Annotated in this window: 20 protein-coding genes; 8 read left to right on the plus strand and 12 right to left on the minus strand. The window is 60.1% G+C overall.

Annotation, left to right across the window (positions count from 1 at the left end; all coding sequences use genetic code 11):
- Positions 1–2: 2 nt before the first annotated feature.
- From P8S53_RS08360 to P8S53_RS08390, 7 genes are all read left to right on the plus strand, one after another.
- Positions 3–275, plus strand: a complete 273-nt coding sequence (locus P8S53_RS08360) for a FliM/FliN family flagellar motor switch protein (RefSeq protein ID WP_277803508.1) — start codon at positions 3–5, stop codon at positions 273–275.
- 4 nt (positions 276–279) lie between these two features.
- Entirely contained in the window at positions 280–1,017 is a 738-nt protein-coding gene (gene fliP, locus P8S53_RS08365; protein WP_306417786.1) for a flagellar type III secretion system pore protein FliP, read from the plus strand.
- Positions 1,018–1,103: 86 nt separating this feature from the next.
- A complete protein-coding gene (gene ychF, locus P8S53_RS08370; protein WP_277803510.1) occupies positions 1,104–2,201 on the plus strand; it encodes a redox-regulated ATPase YchF in 1,098 nt (365 codons plus the stop codon).
- Positions 2,202–2,270: 69 nt separating this feature from the next.
- Complete coding sequence (locus tag P8S53_RS08375) at positions 2,271–4,124, plus strand: ATP-binding protein (RefSeq protein WP_277803511.1); 1,854 nt, start codon at positions 2,271–2,273, stop codon at positions 4,122–4,124.
- Positions 4,121–5,488: a sigma-54 dependent transcriptional regulator gene (locus P8S53_RS08380; protein ID WP_277803512.1), complete on the plus strand. Its 1,368-nt coding sequence runs from the start codon at positions 4,121–4,123 to the stop codon at positions 5,486–5,488. The genes P8S53_RS08375 and P8S53_RS08380 overlap by 4 nt, the downstream gene beginning before the upstream one ends.
- 198 nt (positions 5,489–5,686) lie before the next feature.
- Positions 5,687–6,661, plus strand: a complete 975-nt coding sequence (locus tag P8S53_RS08385) for a TAXI family TRAP transporter solute-binding subunit (protein WP_277803513.1) — start codon at positions 5,687–5,689, stop codon at positions 6,659–6,661.
- Between the two features lie 151 nt (positions 6,662–6,812).
- On the plus strand, positions 6,813–9,026 hold the full coding sequence (locus tag P8S53_RS08390) for a TRAP transporter fused permease subunit (protein ID WP_277803514.1): 2,214 nt from the start codon (positions 6,813–6,815) through the stop codon (positions 9,024–9,026).
- Positions 9,027–9,109: 83 nt separating this feature from the next.
- Here the strand turns inward: P8S53_RS08390 and P8S53_RS08395 are convergent, their stop codons facing one another.
- The 6 genes from P8S53_RS08395 to P8S53_RS08420 all read right to left on the minus strand — a co-directional run bounded on the left by P8S53_RS08395 (position 9,110) and on the right by P8S53_RS08420 (position 14,209).
- Positions 9,110–9,493: a DUF2237 family protein gene (locus P8S53_RS08395; RefSeq protein ID WP_277803515.1), complete on the minus strand. Its 384-nt coding sequence runs from the start codon at positions 9,491–9,493 to the stop codon at positions 9,110–9,112.
- A 74-nt stretch (positions 9,494–9,567) separates the two neighbouring features.
- The gene (locus P8S53_RS08400) at positions 9,568–10,611 is read right to left on the minus strand and encodes a DUF2332 domain-containing protein (RefSeq protein ID WP_277803516.1); all 1,044 of its coding nucleotides are present in this window, start codon (positions 10,609–10,611) and stop codon (positions 9,568–9,570) included.
- Positions 10,608–11,312, minus strand: coding sequence for an aminoacyl-tRNA hydrolase (gene pth, locus P8S53_RS08405; RefSeq protein ID WP_277803517.1), 705 nt, complete (start codon positions 11,310–11,312; stop codon positions 10,608–10,610). Before pth ends, P8S53_RS08400 begins: the two co-directional genes overlap by 4 nt.
- A 201-nt stretch (positions 11,313–11,513) precedes the next feature.
- Positions 11,514–12,140 carry a 50S ribosomal protein L25/general stress protein Ctc gene (locus tag P8S53_RS08410; RefSeq protein WP_277803518.1) on the minus strand — a complete coding sequence of 209 codons (627 nt, stop codon included), beginning with the start codon at positions 12,138–12,140 and terminating at the stop codon, positions 11,514–11,516.
- A 176-nt stretch (positions 12,141–12,316) separates the two neighbouring features.
- The gene (locus tag P8S53_RS08415; protein ID WP_277803519.1) at positions 12,317–13,486 is read right to left on the minus strand and encodes an alpha-hydroxy acid oxidase; all 1,170 of its coding nucleotides are present in this window, start codon (positions 13,484–13,486) and stop codon (positions 12,317–12,319) included.
- A gap of 186 nt (positions 13,487–13,672) precedes the next feature.
- Complete coding sequence (locus tag P8S53_RS08420; protein ID WP_277803520.1) at positions 13,673–14,209, minus strand: CoxG family protein; 537 nt, start codon at positions 14,207–14,209, stop codon at positions 13,673–13,675.
- Between the two features lie 171 nt (positions 14,210–14,380).
- On the opposite strand from P8S53_RS08420, the gene P8S53_RS08425 reads away from it, so the two are divergent.
- Positions 14,381–15,046: a GntR family transcriptional regulator gene (locus P8S53_RS08425; protein ID WP_277803521.1), complete on the plus strand. Its 666-nt coding sequence runs from the start codon at positions 14,381–14,383 to the stop codon at positions 15,044–15,046.
- 453 nt (positions 15,047–15,499) lie between these two features.
- On the opposite strand, the gene ftsH is transcribed toward P8S53_RS08425, so the two are convergent.
- The 6 genes from ftsH to P8S53_RS08455 form a co-directional block, all read right to left on the minus strand.
- The gene (gene ftsH / locus P8S53_RS08430; RefSeq protein WP_277803522.1) at positions 15,500–17,422 is read right to left on the minus strand and encodes an ATP-dependent zinc metalloprotease FtsH; all 1,923 of its coding nucleotides are present in this window, start codon (positions 17,420–17,422) and stop codon (positions 15,500–15,502) included.
- A 151-nt stretch (positions 17,423–17,573) separates the two neighbouring features.
- Complete coding sequence (tilS, locus tag P8S53_RS08435; RefSeq protein WP_277803523.1) at positions 17,574–18,848, minus strand: tRNA lysidine(34) synthetase TilS; 1,275 nt, start codon at positions 18,846–18,848, stop codon at positions 17,574–17,576.
- Entirely contained in the window at positions 18,839–19,684 is an 846-nt protein-coding gene (locus P8S53_RS08440; RefSeq protein ID WP_277803524.1) for a tetratricopeptide repeat protein, read from the minus strand. Before P8S53_RS08440 ends, tilS begins: the two co-directional genes overlap by 10 nt.
- Before the next feature lie 4 nt (positions 19,685–19,688).
- Positions 19,689–20,228: a peptidoglycan-associated lipoprotein Pal gene (gene pal, locus P8S53_RS08445; protein ID WP_277803525.1), complete on the minus strand. Its 540-nt coding sequence runs from the start codon at positions 20,226–20,228 to the stop codon at positions 19,689–19,691.
- A 57-nt stretch (positions 20,229–20,285) separates the two neighbouring features.
- A complete protein-coding gene (gene tolB / locus P8S53_RS08450) occupies positions 20,286–21,611 on the minus strand; it encodes a Tol-Pal system beta propeller repeat protein TolB (RefSeq protein WP_277803526.1) in 1,326 nt (441 codons plus the stop codon).
- The gene (locus P8S53_RS08455) at positions 21,608–22,834 is read right to left on the minus strand and encodes a hypothetical protein (protein WP_277803527.1); all 1,227 of its coding nucleotides are present in this window, start codon (positions 22,832–22,834) and stop codon (positions 21,608–21,610) included. The genes tolB and P8S53_RS08455 overlap by 4 nt, the downstream gene beginning before the upstream one ends.
- Between the last annotated feature and the right edge of the window lie 19 nt (positions 22,835–22,853).

Below are 22,853 nucleotides of genomic sequence, written 5' to 3' on the forward strand. Positions count from 1 at the left end.
CAATGGAAGAACGTGAGCTGAACACTGCGATACTGGAACAGGTGCCGGTTGAAATTGCCGTATCGGTGGGGCGCGCGCGGCCCATGGTGCGCGAGTTGATGCGACTGGGGCGTGAGTCGGTTTTGCCGCTGGACCGGCGCATCGACGACCCGGTAGAGCTGTTTATCGGCGACAAGCTTATCGCCCGCGGCGTGCTGGAGGAGATGGAGGGCGAGAATGCGGGGTTTCTGGGGGTGCGCCTGACAGAAATCATCGACCTGAAAGCGGCGCTTTAACACGATGTTATTCAGGTTTTTCATAGTGACTGCTATTATTGCGGCAGGGCTTGCGCTGTCGGGCACAAGTGCCTTCGCACAAGAGGTGACGTTCAGCTTCGGCGATGATGGATCGCTGGCGGTGCGCAGTGTTCAGCTGATCGTGGTGCTGACGCTGCTTAGTCTGGTTCCCGGTATTCTGGTGATGGTCACCTGTTTTCCATTCATTGTGACGGTTCTGGCAATTCTGCGTCAGGCGCTGGGCCTGATGCAGTCGCCGCCCAATATGCTGATCGTATCGCTTGCGTTGTTTCTGACCTATTTTGTGATGGAGCCGGTATTTGTCGCGGCGTGGCAGGGCGGCATTGTGCCCCTGAATGACGGCGATATCGGGCTGGAGGACGCATTTTTGCGTGTGGCCGATCCGTTTCGCCAGTTCATGGCCGCGCGTGTGGACGGTGCAACCTATGACAGTCTGGCCAGCCTGCGCCCGGCCGCTGCCGTGGATCTGTCCGCAGATGCGCCCTTGTCGGTGCTGGTGCCTGCTTTCATGCTGAGTGAGGTTGCGCGCGCCTTTCAGATCGGCTTTCTGATCTTCTTGCCATTTCTGATCATCGATCTGGTTGTCGCGGCGGTTCTGATGTCGATGGGAATGATGATGGTGCCGCCTGCGATTGTGTCCTTGCCGTTCAAGCTGTCGTTTTTTGTTATTGCCGACGGTTGGCGGCTGGTATCGGAGGCGTTGGTGCGAAGTTACATGTAATATCAGCAATCCCTCCTGATGCCCTTGCCACATCTGCGGCCAAACCCTAAAAGCGGCCCTTGCGAATGCCAGTCAGGGGAATGGTGATGGGTTTCAAAATGGGAATCGTGGGTTTGCCGAATGTGGGCAAATCGACATTGTTTAACGCATTGACGAAGACCGCTGCCGCACAGGCCGCGAATTTCCCGTTTTGCACGATTGAACCCAATGTCGGTGATGTCGCGGTGCCTGACGACCGGTTGCAAAAGCTTGCCGATATCGCCAGATCGAAAGCGGTGATTCCGACGCGCATGACCTTTGTGGATATTGCCGGTCTGGTGCGCGGCGCGTCCAAGGGAGAGGGGCTGGGCAACCAGTTTCTGGCAAATATCCGCGAAGTGGATGCTATTGCCCATGTGCTGCGGTGTTTCGAGGATGATGATGTCACCCATGTCGAGGGCAAGATTGACCCCGTCGCAGATGCCGAAACCATCGAGACCGAGTTGATGATCGCGGATATGGATTCCATTGAGCGGCGTCTGGCCAACCTGTCGCGCAAGCTGCGTGGCGGCGACAAGGAAGCGGTTGAGCAAGATGCGCTTTTGCGCCGCGCACTTATCGCGTTGGAGGCCGGAAAACCCGCCCGCACAGTTGAGATCAGCGCCGAGGAGACCAAAAACTGGCGCATGTTGCAGTTGCTGACGGCCAAACCGGTGCTGTTTGTGTGCAATGTCGAGGAATCCTCGGCGGGCACCGGAAACGGGCTGTCGGCCAAAGTGGCGGCCATGGCCGAAGCGCAAGGCGCGGCCCATGTTGTCATTTCTGCCCGTATCGAGGAAGAGATCAGCCAGCTTGACGCCGAAGAAGCGGCCATGTTCCTGTCGGAAATGGGGCTGGAGGAAGCGGGCCTCGACCGGCTTATTCGTGCGGGGTATCAGTTGCTGGGCTTGCAGACCTATTTCACCGTCGGCCCCAAGGAAGCGCGCGCGTGGACCATTCCTGTGGGCACCAGCGCGCCACAGGCCGCAGGCGTCATTCATGGTGATTTCGAGCGCGGCTTTATCCGCGCCGAGACGGTCGCCTATGATGATTACATCACCTGCAATGGCGAAGCCGGTGCCAAGGATGCCGGGAAATTCCGCGTCGAGGGAAAATCTTACGAGGTCAAGGACGGTGATGTGCTGCATTTCCTGTTCAATGCCTGATTGTCACATTTGACATCGCGACGGGCTTGGGGTTGTCTGGCATACAGGTCAATTCACACAGGTGCCCCGATGCGATGGAACCGCCCGTTTCAGCTAGCACTTGGTGCGATCGCGGCATTGGCTGTTGTGGTCGCTCTTGGCTGGCTTGCGTGGCATCGCGCAACCGTGATCTATTTTACGCAGTTGCAGGACCGGGGACAGAACACGCTTAATCTGGCCGAGGCGTCGTTGCGCGGGCAATTGTCGCGGTTTGAACGCTTGCCCCATCTTTTGGCCGAGCAGCGGGTCATACGTTCGCTGGTTCTGGCCCCGCGCGACCCCGATCTGGTGGTCGCGGCCAATCTGTATTTGCGCGACACCGCCGAAATGCTGGGCGCATCGGACATTTATGTCATGTATCGTGACGGTGTCACGCTGGCGGCCAGCAATTTTGACCAGCCCCATAGTTTCGTGGGCGGTAATTTCGTGTTTCGTCCGTATTTTTTTGACGCGCTTGGCCCTAAGGGGGCGGGGCGGTTTTATGCGCTGGGCACGACCTCCAACAAGCGGGGGTATTATTTTGGCGCGCCCATTGATGTTGCAGGCCAGCGTCATGGCGTGATGGTTATCAAGATTGATGTGGATGAGATAGAACAGACCTGGGCCTCGGACGAGGTGCGCATCATCGTGACCGACCCCGAAAATATTGTGTTCCTGTCTAACCGGCCGGACTGGCTGTTCCGGTCTTTCGGGCCGTTGACGTCCGCGCGCCTTGCGCGAACGGTGCAGACGCGGCGCTATGCGAATGCTGAAATCGGGCAGATCGACTATTCCCGCGAAACGGATGCAAGCGGGTTTGATTTGTTGCGCACCGCAGCCGATGATGGCGCCAAGCTGGAATACCTTGTCGCGCAGGCCCCTATGGCGGATGCGGAATGGACGGTGCAGGTGCTGCTTAACACGCGGCCTGCACGCGTGCAGGCGGCAAGTGCGGTGGCGCTTGCAGGGTTCGGGCTGGGTTTGATGGCGCTGACCGCCCTGATCCTGTGGCAAAGGCGGCGCCAGCTGGCGGAACGGCTTGTTGTGCAACAAGCCGCCCGCGATGAATTGGAAGCCCGCGTCAGCGAACGCACATCGCAACTTGCCGCAGTCAACGACGCCCTGCGCGACGAGGTCAGCGAACGCCGCGCCACTGAAGAACGGTTGCGCCAGACCCAGTCGGAACTGGTGCAGGCTGGCAAACTGGCAGCCCTTGGCCAGATGTCGGCGGCCCTAAGCCATGAATTCAACCAGCCACTGGCGGCTGCGCGCAATTATGCTGAAAATGCCCAATTGTTGCTGGATCGCGGGCGCAGCGTGGATGCGCATGACAATATCGGGCGCATTCTGGGCATGATTGACCGCATGGGCCGCATCAGCCGCCATTTGCGCAATTTCGCCCGCAAACCGCACCAGCAATTGCGGCCGGTGGATCTGGAACATGTGATTACGGACGCGCAGGAATTGCTGGGCTGGCAGTTGGACCGGACTGCGGTGAGGTTGAGTGTGGATCTGGATCTGGCGCAGGGGCCGCTTTTGGTTACCGCAGGGGCGGTGCGGTTGCAGCAGGTGCTTGTCAACCTGCTGGCCAATGCGATTGACGCGGTCGAAGGGCAGGACACCAAGCAGTTGGATTTGGCCGCGTGCAGGGTTGGCGACATGATAGAGGTGCGCTTGCGCGACAACGGCCCCGGCATTGTCGATGCGGTCCAGCCGCGCATTTTCGATCCGTTCTTTTCAACGAAGGAAGTGGGCAAGGGGCTGGGGCTTGGGCTGTCGATTTCCTACAATATCATCCGTGATTTTGATGGCCGGATTTCCGTGCGCAACCATCCCGACGGGGGCGCGGAATTTACGCTGTGCCTGCACGCGGCCCACCCCCTGACCGCCGAGGCCGCTGAATGACCCCGCCCGTCGTGTTGCTTGTCGATGATGATGAGGATTTGCGCAATTCGACCACGCAGGCACTCGATCTGGCCGGTCTTCAGGTGGACGGGTTTTCGCGCGCCGAACCGGCGCTTGACCGCATTACCGCGGGTTTCGGCGGGGTGGTGATCAGTGACATCCGCATGCCCGGTCTGGACGGGCTGACGCTGATGAACCGCATTCATGACATCGACCGCGATGTGCCCGTCATCCTGATTACGGGGCATGGGGATGTGCCGCTGGCCGTGCGCGCCATGCGCGAGGGCGCGCATGATTTCATTGAAAAGCCGTTTTCGGGCGCGCAGCTTGCATCCATCGCAGTGCGGGCGTTGGAGTTTCGCCAGCTTGTGCTTGAAAACCGGCGGCTGCGCGCGGCGGCCGGACAAAGCGATGATCTGGAAATGCGGCTTGTGGGGCGGTCCGACAGGATGATCGCGCTGCGCCGCCAGATCCGCACCATTGGCCCGTCTGATGCGGATGTGCTGATTGTGGGCGACACTGGCACGGGCAAGGAAATCGTGGCGCGTGCGCTTCACGACCTGTCGCCGCGCGCCGCACGTCCGTTTATCGCCATCACATGCAGTGCGCTTCCCGACACGTTGATCGAATCTGAATTGTTCGGCCATGAAGCGGGCGCCTTTCCCGGTGCAATCCGGGCACGCATGGGCAAGTTCGATCATGCACGCGGCGGCACAATTTTGCTGGATGATATTGGTGCAATGCCGATGGATGTGCAGGGCAAGCTGCTGCGCGTCATCGAGGAGCGCGTGATCACGCCGCTTGGGTCGAATGCCCAGCATCAGCTGGACGCGCGGTTCATTGCCACCAGCCGCGTGGCCCTGGAAGCAGAGGTTGCGGCAGGCCGCTTTCGGGCTGATTTGCTGTATCGGCTGAATGTGGTCAGTTTGCGCGTGCCACCGCTGTCGGAACGCCTTGAAGATGTGCCGCAGCTTTTTACACGGTTGCTCTCCGAGGCCTGCCTGCGCCATCGTCTGCCGTCGCGTATGGCCAGTCCGGCCTTTCTGGCCGAGTTGTCGCGCAATGACTGGCCGGGAAATGTGCGCGAATTGCGCAATACCGCCGAGCGTTTTGCCTTGGGTGTGCAGATGACTGATACGCCAACTGCCCCGCGCGATAATTCCGGCAAGCTGGCGGATATGATGGCCGCGCATGAACGCAAATTGCTGGTGGACGCGCTGATCCGTCATCAAGGTGCGTTGCGTCCGGTCTACGAGGCCTTGGGTCTGTCGCGCAAGGCGCTGTATGACAAGCTGGTCCGGCATGGCATTGACAAGGGCCATTTCCTGCCGGCTGGGCCAGATACAGCACAGGGTGATGTGTAGTAAACCACACACGCCTTGGCCGCATTGTGTAGCTTTCTACACATAGGCGCGGATTGCGCGCAAAAAACGGGGTTTCCCGGTGATGCGCGCTTGAATTCATCGGTGGAACCGTTTGCTGTGCCCCCAGTGCGTGCGACACCGAGTGAGGGGTGGCGCAGGCGCAATGCACATACGCAAAAACCAAAGGGGAGGTTCCCAATGCGTTACACCAATTTCGCGGCTCTGGCCGCTGCATCGATCATGGCGGTTTCCGCAGCATCCGCACAAGACCGCGATGGCTGGCCATCCGAGTTGACGGTTGGCACAGCCAGCCAGGGCGGCGTTTATTTTGTTTACGGCAATGGTCTGGCAGGGTTTCTGGCCGAAGAACTGAACCTGAATTCGTCTGGTGAAGTGACGGGCGGACCGGTTCAGAACGTCACGCTTGTTCAGATGCGCGACCATGATATCGGTCTGGTGACAATGGGTCCGGCATTCGAGGCGTGGACTGGTGTGTCCGAACTGGCACCGGGGCTGGAGCACAGCGATATCCGCGCCCTGTTCCCGATGTATGAAACACCGTTTCAGGGGGTTGCACTGCGCGGCTCTGGCATCACTTCGGTCAGTGATTTTGAAGGCAAGCGCGTGGGTGTAGGCCCCGCTGGCGGCACGCCCGGCACCTATTGGCCACGTTTCTTTGACACGCTGGGTCTGAATGTCACTGTGTCAAACGCGGGTGCTGCCGACACGGCCGGCCAGTTGAAAGATGGTCTGGTTGATGCGTTCGTCTTTGCGGCAGGTCTGCCCATTGGCGCGTTCTCGCAACTGGCCGCCGAAGCTGATGTCGATATGTTCGGCTTCACCGAAGATGAACTGGCCACCATCATGGAAGGTCACCCTGAAGTGTCGCAGTTCACCATTCCGGCAGGTACATACACAGCGCAGGACGAAGACCAGCATTCGGTTGCAATGTGGAACTTCGCCATCGCACATGCCGACATGCCCGAAAGTCTGGCCTATGAAATCACCAAGCTGGTGATGGAAAACAACGACCGCATGTTGCAGATTCACGCAGCCGCTGCCGCGACCCTGCCAGAGAATGTGGGCAACAACTCGTTCCTGCCATTCCACCCCGGTGCTGTGCGCTATTTCGAGGAAATCGGGATCGAGATTTCCGACGACCTGAAAGGTTGATCTTGCGATTTACCCAGTGATTCAGGGCCGGAGCGTTCGCGCTCTGGCCCATTCTTGAACCGTGCGCATACACGGGCTTTGATACTTCCGGTGCGTGTTCGTGCCCCATGATGGCCCAGTCATCGCAGCAATTTCCAGATTTGGGGGAACCATGTCTCAAACTGCAGCGCAGGTTGCGCAAACCGAAGACGACAATATTGCCAAGGGCGTCGACAACGAGATCGTCACCGGCAACCAGCGCGTTTTCGCAGGCGTGGTGGGCATTATTGTGACCACCATGTGCATCGTCTACACGCTGTTTCATGTGGGCGCGATGAATGGTCTGCATGATCGCATCACCGATTTTCTGGGCCTTCCGTCGGTCGACCTAACCGAACCTTGGCGCTACCGGCTTGTGCATGTCGCCGGTGGTCTGGCCTTGGGGTTCATCCTGTTTTCGGCGCGTGTGCTGCATGACGAAGACACTGACGCGCCGCTGTCGATTGCCGAAAAAGGGCTGCTTGCCATAGGTGGCGCGCTGATCGTGCTGGCGCTTGGTCAGGTGTCGCTTATGCTGCTGACCGGCGACAGGGTCACCACAGGTGCGCCCGCAGGCAAGCATCTTATGACTTTCGGGTATCCGCTGATCGCGGGCACGGTGCTGGTGCTTGTGGCAAGTTGGATACAGCCTATCAGAAACCGCACCAACCTGTCGCTGGCAGATACGCTTCTTGCGCTCGCCGCTATTGTTGTTGGTGTCTATATTATTGGCCATGCTGATTTTCTGCGCACGCGCGCACAGGTGTTCCCGCACCCTAATGACATGTGGGCCTCCATCGCGGGGATCATCCTGATCCTGGAATTGACGCGGCGTCTGGCGGGCTTGGCGCTGGTTATTATTGTGGGTGTGTTTCTGGCTTACGGGTTTGTCGGGCCATGGTTGCCGGGGGTTCTGAACCATCGCGGTTATGCGCCAGCGCGCTTTTTCGGGTTTATCTATACCGATAACGGTATTCTGGGGCCGACAACCGCGATTTCATCCACCTACATCATTCTGTTCATTACCTTTGCCGCCTTTTTGCAAGCCAGCCGTGTGGGTGAATATTTTGTGAACTTTGCCTTTGCTGCCGCAGGTGGCACGCGCGGGGGGCCGGCCAAGGTGGCAGTGTTTGCATCCGGCCTGATGGGCATGATCAACGGCACATCTGCGGGCAATGTGGTGTCCACCGGATCTTTGACCATCCCGTTGATGAAAAAGGTGGGGTATCGTCCGCAAACCGCCGCCAGTGTCGAGGCTGCGGCCAGTTCCGGCGGGCAGATCCTGCCGCCCATCATGGGGGCGGGGGCCTTCATCATGGCGGAAATCACCGGCATTGCGTATCGTGACATCGTGATTGCCGCGATCATTCCTGCGATCCTGTATTTCACATCCGTGTATTTCATGGTCGACAAGGAAGCGCTGAAAAAGGGCATGAAGGGGCTGCCGCGTGATATGCTGCCGCGGTTTGATGTGCTGGCGCGGCGTGTGTTCCTGTTTATTCCGATCATCATTCTGATTGGTGCGCTGTTCATGGGCTATTCGGTCATTCGTGCGGGCACGCTGGCCATGGCGTCTGCGGCGGTCGTCAGCTGGTTCACGCCACATAAGATGCTGGTGCGCGAAATCCTGTATGCGTTTGAAATTGCCGCGCGCATGTCGCTGCAACTGGTGGCGGTATGTGCGGCCGCAGGCATTATCGTTGGTGTGATCGCGCTGACAGGGGTTGGGACACGGTTTTCATCCATGCTGCTGGGGCTTGCAGGCCAAAGCCAGTTGCTGGCGCTGGTATTTGCGATGCTGGTGGCGATCATTCTTGGCATGGGAATGCCCACCACGGCGGCCTATGCGGTGGCGGCGGCGGTCATTGCGCCGGGGCTGATCCGCATGGGGATTGAACCGCTGACGGCGCATTTTTTCATCTTCTATTACGCTGTGATGTCGGCCATCACGCCACCGGTCGCGCTTGCGGCCTATGCGGGCGCGGCGATTGCGCAGTCCGACCCGATGCGCACATCGGTTGAAAGCTTCAAGATCGGTCTTGCAGCCTTCATCGTGCCCTTCATCTTCTTCTTCAATGATGGCCTGCTGATGCAGGGGGACTGGCTGAATATCATCCATGTGTTCTTTACCGCGCTGCTGGGCATTTACCTGCTGGCATCTGCGGTGCAGGGCTGGCTGTTTGGTGCCATCGGCTGGCCGTTGCGGCTGATTGTCGGTGTGGCCGCGATTGCGATGATTTCGGGCGGCTGGGTTTCCGACGCCATTGGCCTTGGTGTGGCGGCGCTGGTGTTTTTCATCCAGCGCAAAGCCGCCACACCCAATACCGTGGCGCAAAGCCACGACTGACCCTGACAGGGGGTAAAGGTGCGAAGGGCCGCGTCACAGATGTGATGCGGCCCTTTTCGCAGTCGGCAAAAGCGGAATGTAAGTCAGTCGATGTCGGTCGCATATCTTTGCAACACAACAAGCGGGACAATATCCAGCGTTTTCTGATGCGTTGATCTTAGGTTGACCAGCGGGGCCACGTTTTCTTCATGCGCCTGCAAGAAACGTGCGGCACACAGGCACCATTGATCCCCCGGTTTCAGCCCCGGAAAGGCATGTTCAGGGCGCGGTGTTGAAAGGTCATTGCCCAGATACTTGGAATAGGCCAGAAATTCCGCAGTCATTCTGGCACAGACCGTATGCCTGCCCTGATCCTGTTCGCAGGTGTCGCAGGCCCCGTTGCGGAAGAAACCGGTCATCGGGTCGCGTGAACACGGCTCCAGGGTGCCGCCCAGCACGTTTACCGATGGCTCCATTCTGATTGTCATGATGCTCTCCTGATTGCGGGGTGTTCGGGATACCGTGACAGAAATAAAGCATAGGGCAAGCCCGACCAGTGCTTTCAGGTACGAAGTGCGGGTGCGCGCCAGTCCACCCATGCGCCATGAAAATCTGCACGCCCCAAATCTATGCAATCGCCTGCGGGCCACAGCGTCAGGGTCAGTTTCGCGCCCGGCCCCTCGCCATCATCTTCCATCGACAGATGCGCCAGCGGTTCGTCCTGACGCAGCCTTGCGCCTGTGCGGGCCAGCGCCATGCGCCCGCGTTCTTGCAGGTCAGGGTCAAGATACTGCCAGACGATTGTATGATACACAAAATGCAGGGCGTGGGGCAGGGGGCGCGACAGGCGCCGCTCCAGCCACTCAATCGCGCATCCGCGCGTGATTTCAGGACGCAGCGTTGCAGCAAGGTCCAGGGCGTGTGCGGTCCGGTTCAGGCGGTCTTGCTGGTCTGCCCAGATATAGCTTAGCAGCCGCAACCGGTCTGTTTCAGGGTCCAGCGGGTTCAGATCGACGCCCGCGCGCGCACGGATGACAGGTGTTGCCGCAGGCGGGGGCGCGCCGTGCCAATCCGGTGATAGTGTCAATGCGGCATCGTCCGGCCCGTAATCATGACCGCCCGCCCTTAAGGCGTAATGATCCCAGATCAGGTTCAGCCCCGCGCTGCTGCCCAGCTCCGACAGGACCAGCGGGCGGTTAAACGCAGCGGTCAGCCATTGCGCGGCTGCGATGATGACGCTTGAGCGGCGCAATTCATTGGTCTGGGGGGCAAAATCCAGCGTTGCCAAAATTGCGCTTTCATGCAGGCGCAACAATGCTTCTATCGCGCGCCAAAGCTGGATATCGGGAACCGTGTCCGGCGCGTGATAAAGCCGCGACAGAATGGGGGCCTGCCCGCACAGCACCAGATGATGCAACGCGCCCGCAAGGCGCAGGGCCACCGCGTCGGGTTTCAGCCGGTCTTCGGGCCAATACAGCAACCTGTCTGCCACAGCACGCCCCGGCAACAGACGGTCGGCGACAAGGCCCAGAACCCGCGCGGTTAATGGAGAGCCGAGCGCGGCACAGGCGGCGGCTTGCCTGCGCGCATGATCCCGAAATGTCATTTGAAGCGGTCCATCAGCCTTTGCAGCGGCGTGCGTGTTTCTATGGGTGCGGGATCGTCCTTCGGGGCAGTCTGTCGTGCCGGTTCAGGTTTCGGGGCGTCCGGCGCGGGTTTATCGGATGAACTCTTGCGTTGTGGCGTTGTGCGCAGCGCCACCATGTTTGAAAACCGCGCCCCGTCGCCTTGTGCCAAGGCGCCGGCACCATCGGCAATGCCCTGAAGCAGGGCATCCAGCCAGTCCTGATCCGATTTTGCAAAATCGGACAACACATAGGCCGACACGCGGTCCTTGTGGCCCGGATGCCCAATGCCCAGCCGCACGCGTGCATAATCCGGCCCCGCATGGGCATGAATTGATCGCAGCCCGTTATGGCCCGCATGCCCGCCGCCTTGCTTCAGGCGCAGCTTTCCGGGGGCCAGGTCCAGTTCGTCATGAAAGACCACCAGATCGGCAAGCTCCAGCTTGTAAAAGCGCAGCGCTTCGCCCACGGATTGCCCGGACAGGTTCATGAATGTTCCCGGTTTCAGCAAGACCAGCTTTTCGCGACCAATCCGGCCTTCGGTCATGCTGCCCTGAAATTTGCTGCGCCACGGTGCAAACCCGTGTTCGCTGGCAATACGGTCCAGCGCCATGAACCCGATATTATGCCTGTTTGCGGCGTATTTTGTTCCAGGGTTTCCCAGACCAACAAATAGCTTCATGTGACATGTCCCCTGTGTGCAGTGCAGCATAAAGGTCCAGCGCATTTGTGAAAAGCGCTGAGTGTGCGAATTCGACTCTAGCCGCCCTGAATTGGCCGTGATGGGGGATTGCCGGACACTGCATGCATCCGCCGCGCCAAATGAAAACGGGGCACCTGTCTGGGCGCCCCGTAAACAATATGCATTCCGGTCGAGAAAGACTTATTCCTCGGCGGTTGCGTCTTCTTCTTCACCGTCCTCGTTGTCGGATGCAACCAGTGCGCGCGGCGCAGAGATGTTTGCAATCACGAAATCGCGGTCGATTGTCGGCTTGGTGCCTTCGGGCAGTTTGATGGCCGAAATCGTGATGGTGTCGCCAATTTGCAGACCAGCCAGATCAAAGACCAGCTTTTCCGGAATGTCACCGGCCAACACGTTCAACTCCACCTCGGGGCGCACGACAGACAACATGCCACCGCGTTTCAGGCCGACGCATTGTTCATGGTTGATGAATTCAACCGGAATGAACAGATTGATACGGCTGGTGCGGCGCAGGCGCATCAGGTCGACATGTTCGGGCAGGCCATTCACGACATGGCGCTGAATGCCACGGCAGATAACGCGCACATCTTCCTGACCTTCAACCTTCAGGTTGAACAATGTCGATACAAAGCGACCAGCTTTCAGCATCTTGATCAGGTAGTGGTAGTTGAAGTTCACGGCCAGGGGGTCGGAACCACCGCCATAAACCACACCGGGTACTTTATGCTCACGACGAGCTTGACGAGCGGCCCCCTTGCCTGTCCCCGTCCGTACCTCGGCCAAAAGATCCGGGATCTCACCAGCCATTGGAATTCTCCATTTTCTACAAGTTGAAATGCCCGCCTCCAAGGGTGCGGGCTGTAAGTCTGGCGGCTATAGGGCAGATTCGGGTTATTGAAAAGGGCAAAAGGCGATTTCCCCCCCGCCAATACCCCCGCGAAGGCCATTTCAGTGCCCGAAATGCGCCCAAGGCCCCCGTGGCGTTACAACAATACCGTCGGGTCACCGAAGCCCTGCGGCACATACAGGTTTTGCGGTCCAAGGTTGTGCACATCGGTTTCGCCGCATAGCGCCATGGTGATGTCCAGTTCCTTATGAATGATTTCCAGTGCTTTGGTGACACCGGCCTGACCCATTGCACCCAACCCGTAAGTAAAGGCGCGGCCGATATATGTGCCGGTTGCCCCCAGCGCCAGCGCCTTCAGCACATCCTGACCGGACCGTATGCCACTATCAAGATGCACCTCCACCTTGTCGCCCACAGCGTCCATGATCGCGGGCAGCATACGGATGGAACTGACCGCCCCGTCCAGCTGGCGCCCGCCATGGTTGGACACGATGATGGCATCTGCGCCAATTTCTACCGCGCGGCGGGCATCTTCGGCGTCCATGATGCCTTTGATAATCAGCTTGCCGCCCCACCATTCCTTGAATTGTGCAATGCGCGTCCAGTCCAGCGCCACATCAAACGCTTCCGATGTCCATGTCGACAATGACGACGGGTCCGTGACCCCCTTGGCATGGCCCACGATATTGCCAAAGAAGCGCCGCTTGGTGCCCAGCATTTCAAGGCCCCAAGGAATTTTGGTCATCATATTGGCTATGGATCGTGGTGTCAGTTTCGGCGGCGCGGACAGGCCGTTTTTCAAATCCTTGTGGCGTTGGCCCAGAACCTGCAAATCCACCGTCACCACAATGGCCGAACAGTTTGCTGCGCGGGCGCGTTCAATCAGGCGGCGCATGAAGTCGTCGTCTTTCAATGTGTAGACCTGAAACCAGAAGGGCTTGGTGGTGTGTTCCGCGACATCCTCTATCGAGCAGATCGACATGGTTGACAGGGTGAAGGGCACACCGAACGCTTCGGCGGCGCGGGCGGCCTTGATTTCGCCATCGGCAGACTGCATGCCCGTCAGTCCGACCGGTGCAAGCGCCACAGGCATGGACACGTCCTGCCCGATCATCTTTGATGCGGTGCTGCGGCCCGACATGTCGACGGCAACACGCTGTTTCAGCCGGATATGGCTGAAATCGCTGATATTCTCGCGAAAGGTCTGTTCGGACCAACTGCCGGATTCCGCATAATCATAGAACATGCGCGGGGTGCGTTTTTCATAGATGCGGCGCAGGTCTTCGATATTGGTAATCACCGGCATGGCAGCCCCCTGAAATTGGTAAAATTTTGTTACCTGATCGCGGGGGGGCGTGCAAGCTGCGCCACGACGTTGCGCACGGGTCTATAGCGTGCCCGCGTTCATGCGCCATTCACGCAACCCACTCTAGCCTATTGAGAACGCATGTTCAGGACGCGCAAAGCCTGCTCCTGCTTTCTCGCGGTTGCTTTATCCAAGGATGCGCTTGACCCAGCCCTTGCGCGGCTCATCGCTGTCTTGTGCGGCTTCGGGGGCGGCGGCGGTGTCTGGCGCGGGCGTTTCCGGCCCTTCGATCTGTTCCTGAAAACGGGTGAAGAATTCAGTGGCCATGCGGCGGGCAAACCCGTCCACGATGCGGCTGCCAAGCTGGGCCAGTTTGCCGCCGACATTGGCATCAACGTCATAATGCAGCAGGGTTCCGCCATCGTCGGCAGGCTCCAGCCGGACGCGCGCCTGCCCTTTGGCAAAACCGGCGGCGCCGCCTTTGCCCTCTCCGACCAGGGTGCAGCTTTCGCCTTCTATGACATCGGCCATTGTGACCATGCCTTTGAAGGTCGCTTTGACGGGGCCGACCTTCTGAACGACAACGGCTTCATAGCCTTGCTCGGGGTTGCCGGACAGGTCCTGACATCCCGGCACACAGGCTTTCAGAACATCGGGATCGAACAGGGCAGTCCAGACCTGTTGCGGGGGGGCCGCGATCTGGCGGGTGTCATTCATTTGCATTGGCGGTGTTCCTATATCCCTAAGTTCTGGCGCATAGGTTAGGACATTCGCAGATAACATGAAATCACGCTTTGGTCGTATCTACCTTGGTCGCCCGAACCCGCACCGAACCCGCCCCGAACCCGCACTGAATGCATTGACGAGAGCGGGGTTTTGTGATCACAATTTCGGATGCAGAAATCTGTCTTGCGCCCCTCTGTTGCCGCTGAAACTGCGCCCTTGTCAGCACATGACAGGGTGTATCGCGGCTTGCGTCAGCAAATCATGCATGGGGAATTGCCGCCCGGACATGCGCTGACGCTGCGCGGGATCGGAAAATCCTTCGGGGTCAGCATGACACCTGCACGCGAATCCGTGCGCCGCCTGTCGGCGGAAGGGGCGCTGACGCTGTCGGCGTCGGGCCGTGTCACTACGCCGGAACTGAGCAATGAACGCATCGAGGAGCTGGCCTCGATCCGCGCGCTGCTGGAACCGGAACTGGCAAGTCGTGCGCTGCGGCGGGCGCATCTGGCGTTGATCGACCGGATGGACATTATCAACGAAGCCAATGCACGCGCGGTCAACCAGCAAAATCCGGTCGAGTATATTCGTACGAATCTGGAATTTCATCGCACCCTGTATCTGCGCGCCCAAAGCCCTGCGATGCTGGGGTTGCTGGAAACGGTGTGGTTGCAGCTTGGCCCGACCATGCGTGCATTATACACGCGCTTGCGCCGCACCACGGCACCGCCGCACCACCGCCTGATCCTTGAAGCGCTGCGTGCAGGTGACGATGCCGCGCTGCGGCTGGCCTTGCGCACCGATGTGACCCAAGGGCTGCGGCATCTTCAGGCGTGATTTAGAGTATGTTGTTCAAAAGTGGGAACCGGTTTTGAGCTTCTCGAACATGCGAAATCAATAAGTTAGAGCATGTCTCGTGAATGCGCATGAACGTGATATGCTCTAATCAGGTCAAAGCAATCTGGTTGCGGGATGGCCTGTAACCGATCGCGAAGGCGCGGAGCAAAGGGCGAAGCTGGCCCACGCCATCGGCGGGCCGTCCTGCGGCCTGCCGATTTGGCTGATGGCACCCCAAGCCTTTGAACGCAGGAATATGCAGCCTGCATAAACTGCATTCCCATAACGTGGGATCGGCAGACCCCGGCCCACCGACAGCGCGGACCTTGTCCAAGCACGAACACCCCTTCCGGCCAGAATTTAGACCAGCCCGATTCCTGCACATGACCGCGCACTGCACCCAACAAAAAGCCCCGGCACAGGGCCGGGGCTTTTGTCTTATATCGCAGGTATTTACGCAGACGGTTCGGGTTCCATACCGTCCCCGCTTTCGTCGCCACGTTTGCGGCCACGCGTCTTGGGGATGGCCGCAACCGACGGGGTGCCGCTGCCGGGTGTGTCTGCATCATCATCGCCGCGGTTCAAGGGTTCACCGCGCATGACGCGCGCGATTTCAGGCCCTGTCAGGGTCTCGTATTCCAGCAAGCCCTGCGCAAGGTTTTCCAGATCATTGGCATGTTCGGTCAGGATTTTCTTGGCAGTGTCATAGCCTTCCTGAACCAGTTGCCGCACCTTGTCGTCGATCATCTTCTGGGTCATGCTGGAATGGTTCGAACCACCCCCGTAAGCGCCCAGATAGCTTTGCTGTTCATTGGCGTAATCGACATACCCCAATTCAGGGTCGAAGCCGAATTGGGTGACCATGGCGCGCGCAATCTTGGTGACCTGCTGAATGTCGCTTGCCGCACCGGATGTGACCGCATCTTCCCCGAAAGTCAGTTCTTCAGCCACACGCCCACCCATCGCCATGGCGATCTTGGATTTGTATTTGCGATAGCTGACAGACAACTGATCGCGTTCGGGCAGCGACAGCACCAGACCCAGCGCGCGACCGCGCGGGATGATAGTTGCCTTGTGGATGGGGTCGTGTTCGGGCACATGCAGGCCCACGACCGCGTGACCGGCTTCGTGATAGGCGGTCAGTTTCTTCTCATCTTCGGACATGACCATGGACCGGCGTTCGGCCCCCATCATGACCTTGTCCTTGGCCGACTCGAAGTCTTCCATGGTGACAAAGCGACGGTTTGAGCGCGCGCCCATCAATGCCGCTTCATTCACAAGGTTCGCCAGATCAGCACCCGAGAAGCCCGGTGTGCCGCGTGCGATGATGCGCAGATCCACATTCGGACCCAGCGGCACCTTGCGCGCATGCACGCCCAGGATACGCTCGCGCCCCTTGATGTCGGGGTTGGGCACCTGCACCTGACGGTCAAACCGGCCCGGACGCAGCAGCGCGGGGTCCAGCACATCGGGGCGGTTGGTGGCCGCCACGATGATGATGCCCTCATTGGCTTCGAACCCGTCCATTTCGACCAGAAGCTGGTTCAGGGTCTGTTCGCGTTCGTCATTGCCGCCGCCATAGCCCACGCCACGCGACCGGCCGACGGCGTCAATCTCGTCGATAAAGACAATGCAGGGGGCGTTTTTCTTGGCTTGCTCGAACATGTCACGCACACGGCTGGCACCGACACCCACGAACATTTCCACAAAATCGGACCCCGAAATCGTGAAGAAGGGCACGCCTGCTTCGCCTGCGATGGCGCGTGCAAGCAGCGTTTTACCGGTGCCGGGAGGGCCGACCAGAAGCGCGCCTTTGGGGATTTTGCCACCAAGGCGGCTGAATTTCTGGGGGTTGCGCAGAAACTCGACAATCTCTTCCAGCTCGTCCTTGGCTTCATCAATGCCCGCAACATCGTCAAATGTCACACGACCGCTTTTTTCGGTCAGCAGCTTGGCCTTGGATTTGCCAAACCCCATCGCGCCGCCTTTGCCACCGCCCTGCATGCGGTTCATGAAATAGATCCAGACGCCGATCAGCAGCAGGAATGGCAGCCACAGCATAAGCGTGGACAGGAAACCGGATTGCTGTTGGGGCCGTGCCTCGATGGGGATGCCCGCATCCAGCAGCCGATCAGTCAGGCCTGCGTCGTCTGGTCGCACGGTCGAATATTGCTGGCCGTCACTGCCCACGAACACAATGCGTTCGCCATCAATGGTAACCCTGCTGACAGTGCCCGAATCGACCCGCTGGACGAAATCAGAATAATTCACGCTGCGCGCTGATGATGTGCCCTGATTGTTGCTGAACATGTTGAAAAGCATGATCATCAACAAAAACAGCACGATCCAGAAAGCGAAATTCCGTGCGTTGCCCACGGGCGTCTCCTTTGGTTTCGATCAGGTGCGCGGCGTATAGTGCTGCCCGAAAGCGCAGTATCGCGCACCGTTCGTGGTGTTATCACGCACAAAAGCGTGCTTCTTACCCTTGTTACATAGCGATCATAGTTCTGCAATCAATCTGCACGTATCAAGAAATGCGCATGCGTGGCCAAATATGGTAAGATTCCGCCTGCCAGCCGCAATTTTGCATCGCCAAAGGGGCCGCTATAAGGGTTGTGCCCTGCCAGACTGCCGGACTGGCCAGAAGCGATGCATAAGGCACACGCCAGTCGCTGCGGGGGCGGCACTGGTTGGCCCCGTCCGGTCCCAGTGCGGCAATGTGCAGATCGTGCGCATTATCGGGCGGCGCAGACACGGGCTGAACGCGCCAGCGCCCGTCCCATGTCGCGCCAATCGGTGCGCGCAGGCGGGTAACGGCGCTGTATTCGCGCGTAACCCTAAGCGCGCCTTTGCTGCGCGACAATACGCAGCCATGCAGTGTGGTGCGCGATGTGCTGTGCAGTGCCGCGTGCAAGGCGTCCAGACGCGGTCGGTATGCATTGCCTGATATTGCCTGAAGGGCGTGCGCTGCAAGTCGTGTGCGTGTGTCTTGTGGCAGAGCGTCCAGTTCCCGAGCATCAAAGATAAAATCGCCATGTTCCACGGTCAGGATTTTTGCGGCCTGCGCATCGGCCAGAAAATCCAGACTTGTGCGGGCCGCGCGCATGCGGTCTGCGGTTTGCCCAAGCCGCTTTGCATCCAGTCCCAACGGGGCGAGATAGTCCAGCGCCTGCCGTGCCTTGACCCTGTCAAAACTGGTATCGTGATTCGACGGATCGTCCACCCATGTTTCCCGCAATGCGCGCAAATAGGCGCGCAACTGTGCGCGGCCCATTCCCAGAAGCGGGCGCAGCCATGTAGTGCCTTGTGCGACATGGTGCGCAGCCATCCCCGACAACCCTTCGACACCTGATCCGCGCGCAAGGCGCATCAACAAGGTTTCGGCCTGATCATCGAGTGTGTGGCCAAGGGCAACGGCATCAAGTGCATGGGCCTGTGCCCATTGTGACAACAGCCGCTTGCGGGCCTCGCGCGCGTTATCTTGCAGGTTGCCATGCCTGTCCCAGCCCCGCCATTCAAGCGTTTGATGGGGCAGGCCAAGTCGGGTCGCGCAGCGGGCAACCATTGCAGCCTCGTCCGCGGCTTGCGGCCGCAGCCCGTGATCGACGGTTGCAACCAGCAGGGTCTTTTGGTGGCGCTGCGCCCAGTCCTGCGCCAGCCGCAGCAAGGCCATGGAATCCCCGCCGCCCGAAACCGCCACCCCAAGCCGCTGGATGGGGGCCCTGGTGCCTACCGCGTGCATCTGCGCGGCAAAACCAGCCCGAAGGGCGTCCACGTCAGTATGCGGCGTGCCTAGGGGCATTCTTGGCGGCTATGGGCGTCGCGCGCATCCGGTGCCTGTGGTGCGTCGGGGAAGCGTGTGAACAGTTCCTCGAACATCACGCAGGCTTCGGCCTGCTGTCCCAACTGCGCCAGACTGTTGCCCAGTTCCAGCAGAGCATGAGGGGCATCAGGCCCTTCGGGATTGGCCAGATACAGGTTCAGCCATGTGCGTGCGGCATCGGATTCGGCGCCGGTGTCACGCTGCGCCTGTGCCAGCAACGCGCTGGCCTGTGCCGCAAGCGGGCTGCCCGGATAGGTTTCCAGAAAGACGGACAGGGCGGATTTTCCCGCGTCGGTGTCCCCGTCATCCAGCAACGCGCGCGCGGCATCAAAGGCGGATTGTTCGCCAGCGGCAAGCTGGGGGGCCTGCACGGGGTCACTGACCCCGCCACTGGTCGCGCCATTTTCACCGCCAAGCGGGGGCGTGGGTGGCAGGGCGGATGTATCCCCGCCTTCCAGTTCGGTCAGGCGGAATTCCATATCCCCGATCCGGTTTGATGCATCATCAACAACGCTGCGAATGCGAAATTCCAATGCTTCGGCGCGCGCGGTCAGATTGGCCAGTTCTTCGCGGATGCGTTCCACCTGGTCAATCATGCTGCCGTCGAAACCTTGCGTTTGCGCGGCCCCGCCCGAACCTGACGACAGGTTCGCCGCCAGATCTGCGACCAGCGCGCTGAGGGCGCTGATTTCACTGCGCAACTGGGCAAGGCTGTCGCCTTGCTCTGCCGTGGGTGCTGCCTCTTGTGCCAGTACCGGGGCCGAAACCGGCCCCAGCATCAGAATGGCGATGGTCGTGATCCGCAACAAACGCATGATGTTACCCCGACAGACCGCCGGAAATCACCGTGACCGAGCGGCGGTTGATATCCCAGCATCGTTGTGCGGCACAGGCTTCGACAGGGCGTTCCTTGCCATAGCTGACGGTGCGCATGCGTCCAGCGCTTACGCCCTGGCTGACCAGATATTGCAGAACGGCGTTTGCACGACGTTCCCCAAGAGCCACGTTATATTCACGCGTGCCGCGTTCATCGGCATGGCCTTCGACCACAATCGCATATTGCGCGTTCGCGTTCAGCCAGCGGGCCTGCGCGTTCAGTGTCTCGCGCCCTTCAGATGTCAGGCTGGAACTGTCCACGGTGAAGAATACGCGATCCCCGATGCGCTGGTTGAAATGCGCAATGGAACGGGGGTCATTGGGGTCGCCCAGCTCGCCCGTGCTGATGCCAGTGCCAAAGCCCCCTTCGCCGCCGAAGCCGTCAGCGCCCCCACCGCCGAACGTGTCGCCGGGGCGCGGGTTGTTGCAAGCTGCAAGCGCCAGCGCGCCCAGCAAAAGCAGTGTTTTGGTTGTCAGTGTCATGGGTCTATCCCTTGGTCTTGTTGATGTCATGTGTTGGTGGTGCAGGTGTGATCTTGATCAGGGGCGCAACGGTCCCCAGGCAGGGTCAGATGCGGCGCCTTGTGTTGTCACCCGTCGCAGATTTCGCCCTGTAATATCAACCGAATATATGGACGGGTCACCGCCTTGTGCTTCGCGGGTGAACATAACGACGCGGCCATTGGGTGCCCATGTCGGCCCTTCGTCAAGGAACGACGCCGTAAGCAGCCGTTCTTCCGACCCGTCCGTGCGCATGACCCCGATATGAAACCGGCCCGCATTCGATTTGGTGAAGGCGATCAGGTCGCCGCGCGGGGACCAGACAGGCGTTGAATACCGCCCTTGACCAAAGCTGATGCGCCGGGCTTCGCCGCCGCCTGCTGGCATGATATAAATCTGGCTGGTGCCGGAACGGTCGGACTCAAACGTGATGAAGCGACCGTCAGGCGAAAAGCTGGGTGCGGTGGCGATTGATGGCGAATTGGTAAGCTGGGTTTGCTGGCCATTGCGCAAGTCCATCCGGTACAGGTCCGTATTCCCGCCGCGCGCCAGTGAATAGACCAGCGACTGCCCGTCGGGTGCGAAACGTGGCGAAAAGGTCATCGCACCGGGTTGGTCACCGACCATCTGACGCTGACCGCTGGACAGGTTCAGCAACACAATGCGCGGGCTGCCCGAATCGTAGCTGGTATACACAACACGGTCGCCCGTGGGTGACATGCGCGGCGCAATCACCAACGCGCGCCCGTCCGACAGGTATTCAGTATTCTCGCCGTCCTGATCCATGATCGCCAGCCGTTTGTTGCGGTTGTCGCGTGGACCGGTTTCGGCCACGAACACAACGCGGCTGTCGAAATAGCCATCCTCGCCGGTGATGCGGCTATAGACCGCATCAGAGACTTTGTGCCCCATCCGCCGCCAGTCATCGACTGTGCCTGCGAATTGCAGCCCCTGACCCAGTTGCTGGCCGGACACCACATCATAGACGCGGAATTTCACATTCATACGGTTGCCGGATACCGACACCGCGCCGGTGATCAGCGCCTGAACATTGACCGCGCGCCAATCGGCAAACCCTATGCCCGCATCAAAACTGGTGATCCGCGCAATGTGGGCATTGGGGGGCACTTCGCGGAACAATCCGGTGCCGGTCAGGTTGGCAACCACCACGCGTGCCAGCGCATCGGTATAGCGCGCCCCGCCGCTATCCTCGGCCACGAAGGCGGGAACGGCAATCGGCATCGGGTCGATCACGCCTTCGGTGATCTGAAGTCGCAAGGGCTGCGCTTGCGCGGGGGCCGGGGCCACGAACATTGTCATGCATGTCAGGGCAAGCAGGGGCAGAATCTGGAAAATCCGTTTCATCTGAGTCTCATGCCTTCGGGGTTGAATGTAATCTCTATATCACGCCACGCGTCATATTGCTCGGGGGGAAGGCCATATCCGTCCCCTGCACAGCGAATGATTGCGCGGCGCGCCACTTCGAATGCCTGATTGACCGCCGCTTCCGACCCGCCAGATGCGCCCACGACGCGAATCGTGCCCTGTTCGGGCATGGCAGACGGGGTCATCGAAAAGCCGACTGTCACGGTGACTTGCAGCGCTTCGGTCGACAGCGACACAATATTCCAGCATTGCTGGATTGCCAGACGCAGCGCATCGGCCTGACTGGCCGACAGGCCGGCACTGACGGGGGCTGACGGTGCGGCGCTTTCGGCCAGGGCGGCCGCCAGCGCATCATTGATGGCATCCGCAGGCGCGTCTGCGGGTTCGGGGTCGGGTTGTGGTGTCGGCGTTGGTGTAGGTGTCGGTTCGGGCGTGGGGTCGGGTGCCGCGGCTGTTTGCGCGGGTTCCGGTTCCGGCGCGGGCGTCGGGCGGTCGGGCCGCGGGCGCGGGCGCTGGCTGATGTTGGGGGCCGCTGCCGCGCGTTCGGTCGAACTGTCGTCGGTTTCGGTCGCTTCGGTCACGATTTCGGTCGTGGCTTCGGGCGGCGCGGTTTCCGGCTGCTCTTCTACCGGCGCGGATTGTTCGTCACCCGGATCGGGTGTTGTTGCCGGTTGCGCGGCCAGATCTGTCTGCGCGTCCTCGGGCGGGGCTTCGGTGGGGGCAGGGGCCACGCGGTCCACAGGACGCGGGCGCGGGCGCTGACTGGCCCCCGGTGTGGTTTGTGGCGAAAAGATCACCCCTGTTGACGGTGCGGCAGGTTCCGGTTCGGGTTGGGGGGCCGGTTCTGGTGTCGGTGTCGGTTCTGGTGTCGGTGGCGGCGGTGTTGGTTCCGGTGCGGGTTCGGGTGTGGGTTGCGGTGTAATCGGTTCGGGTGCCGAAATTTCTGGCTCCGGTGCGGGGGCTGGCTGCGGTTCGGGTTCGGGTTCCGGCGCAGGTGGTGGCGGGGCACTTGCGGGCGCGGACAGTGCCGCGAATTCTTCTGATGAAATCAGCGCAACATCGGTCACCGGAATGCTGGACGCAGTGTCGGGGGCCTGAAACAGGTCGAACAGCATAACCCACGCGATCAGCGCAATATGTGCCCCGCCCGAGACTTTCTGCCCCGTGTCCAACCGTGATATGATGTCAACAGCGACTGCCATGTGCCAGACCGGCTTTCTA

It is taken from the genome of Roseinatronobacter sp. S2 (assembly GCF_029581395.1).
Classification (GTDB): Bacteria; Pseudomonadota; Alphaproteobacteria; order Rhodobacterales; family Rhodobacteraceae; genus Roseinatronobacter.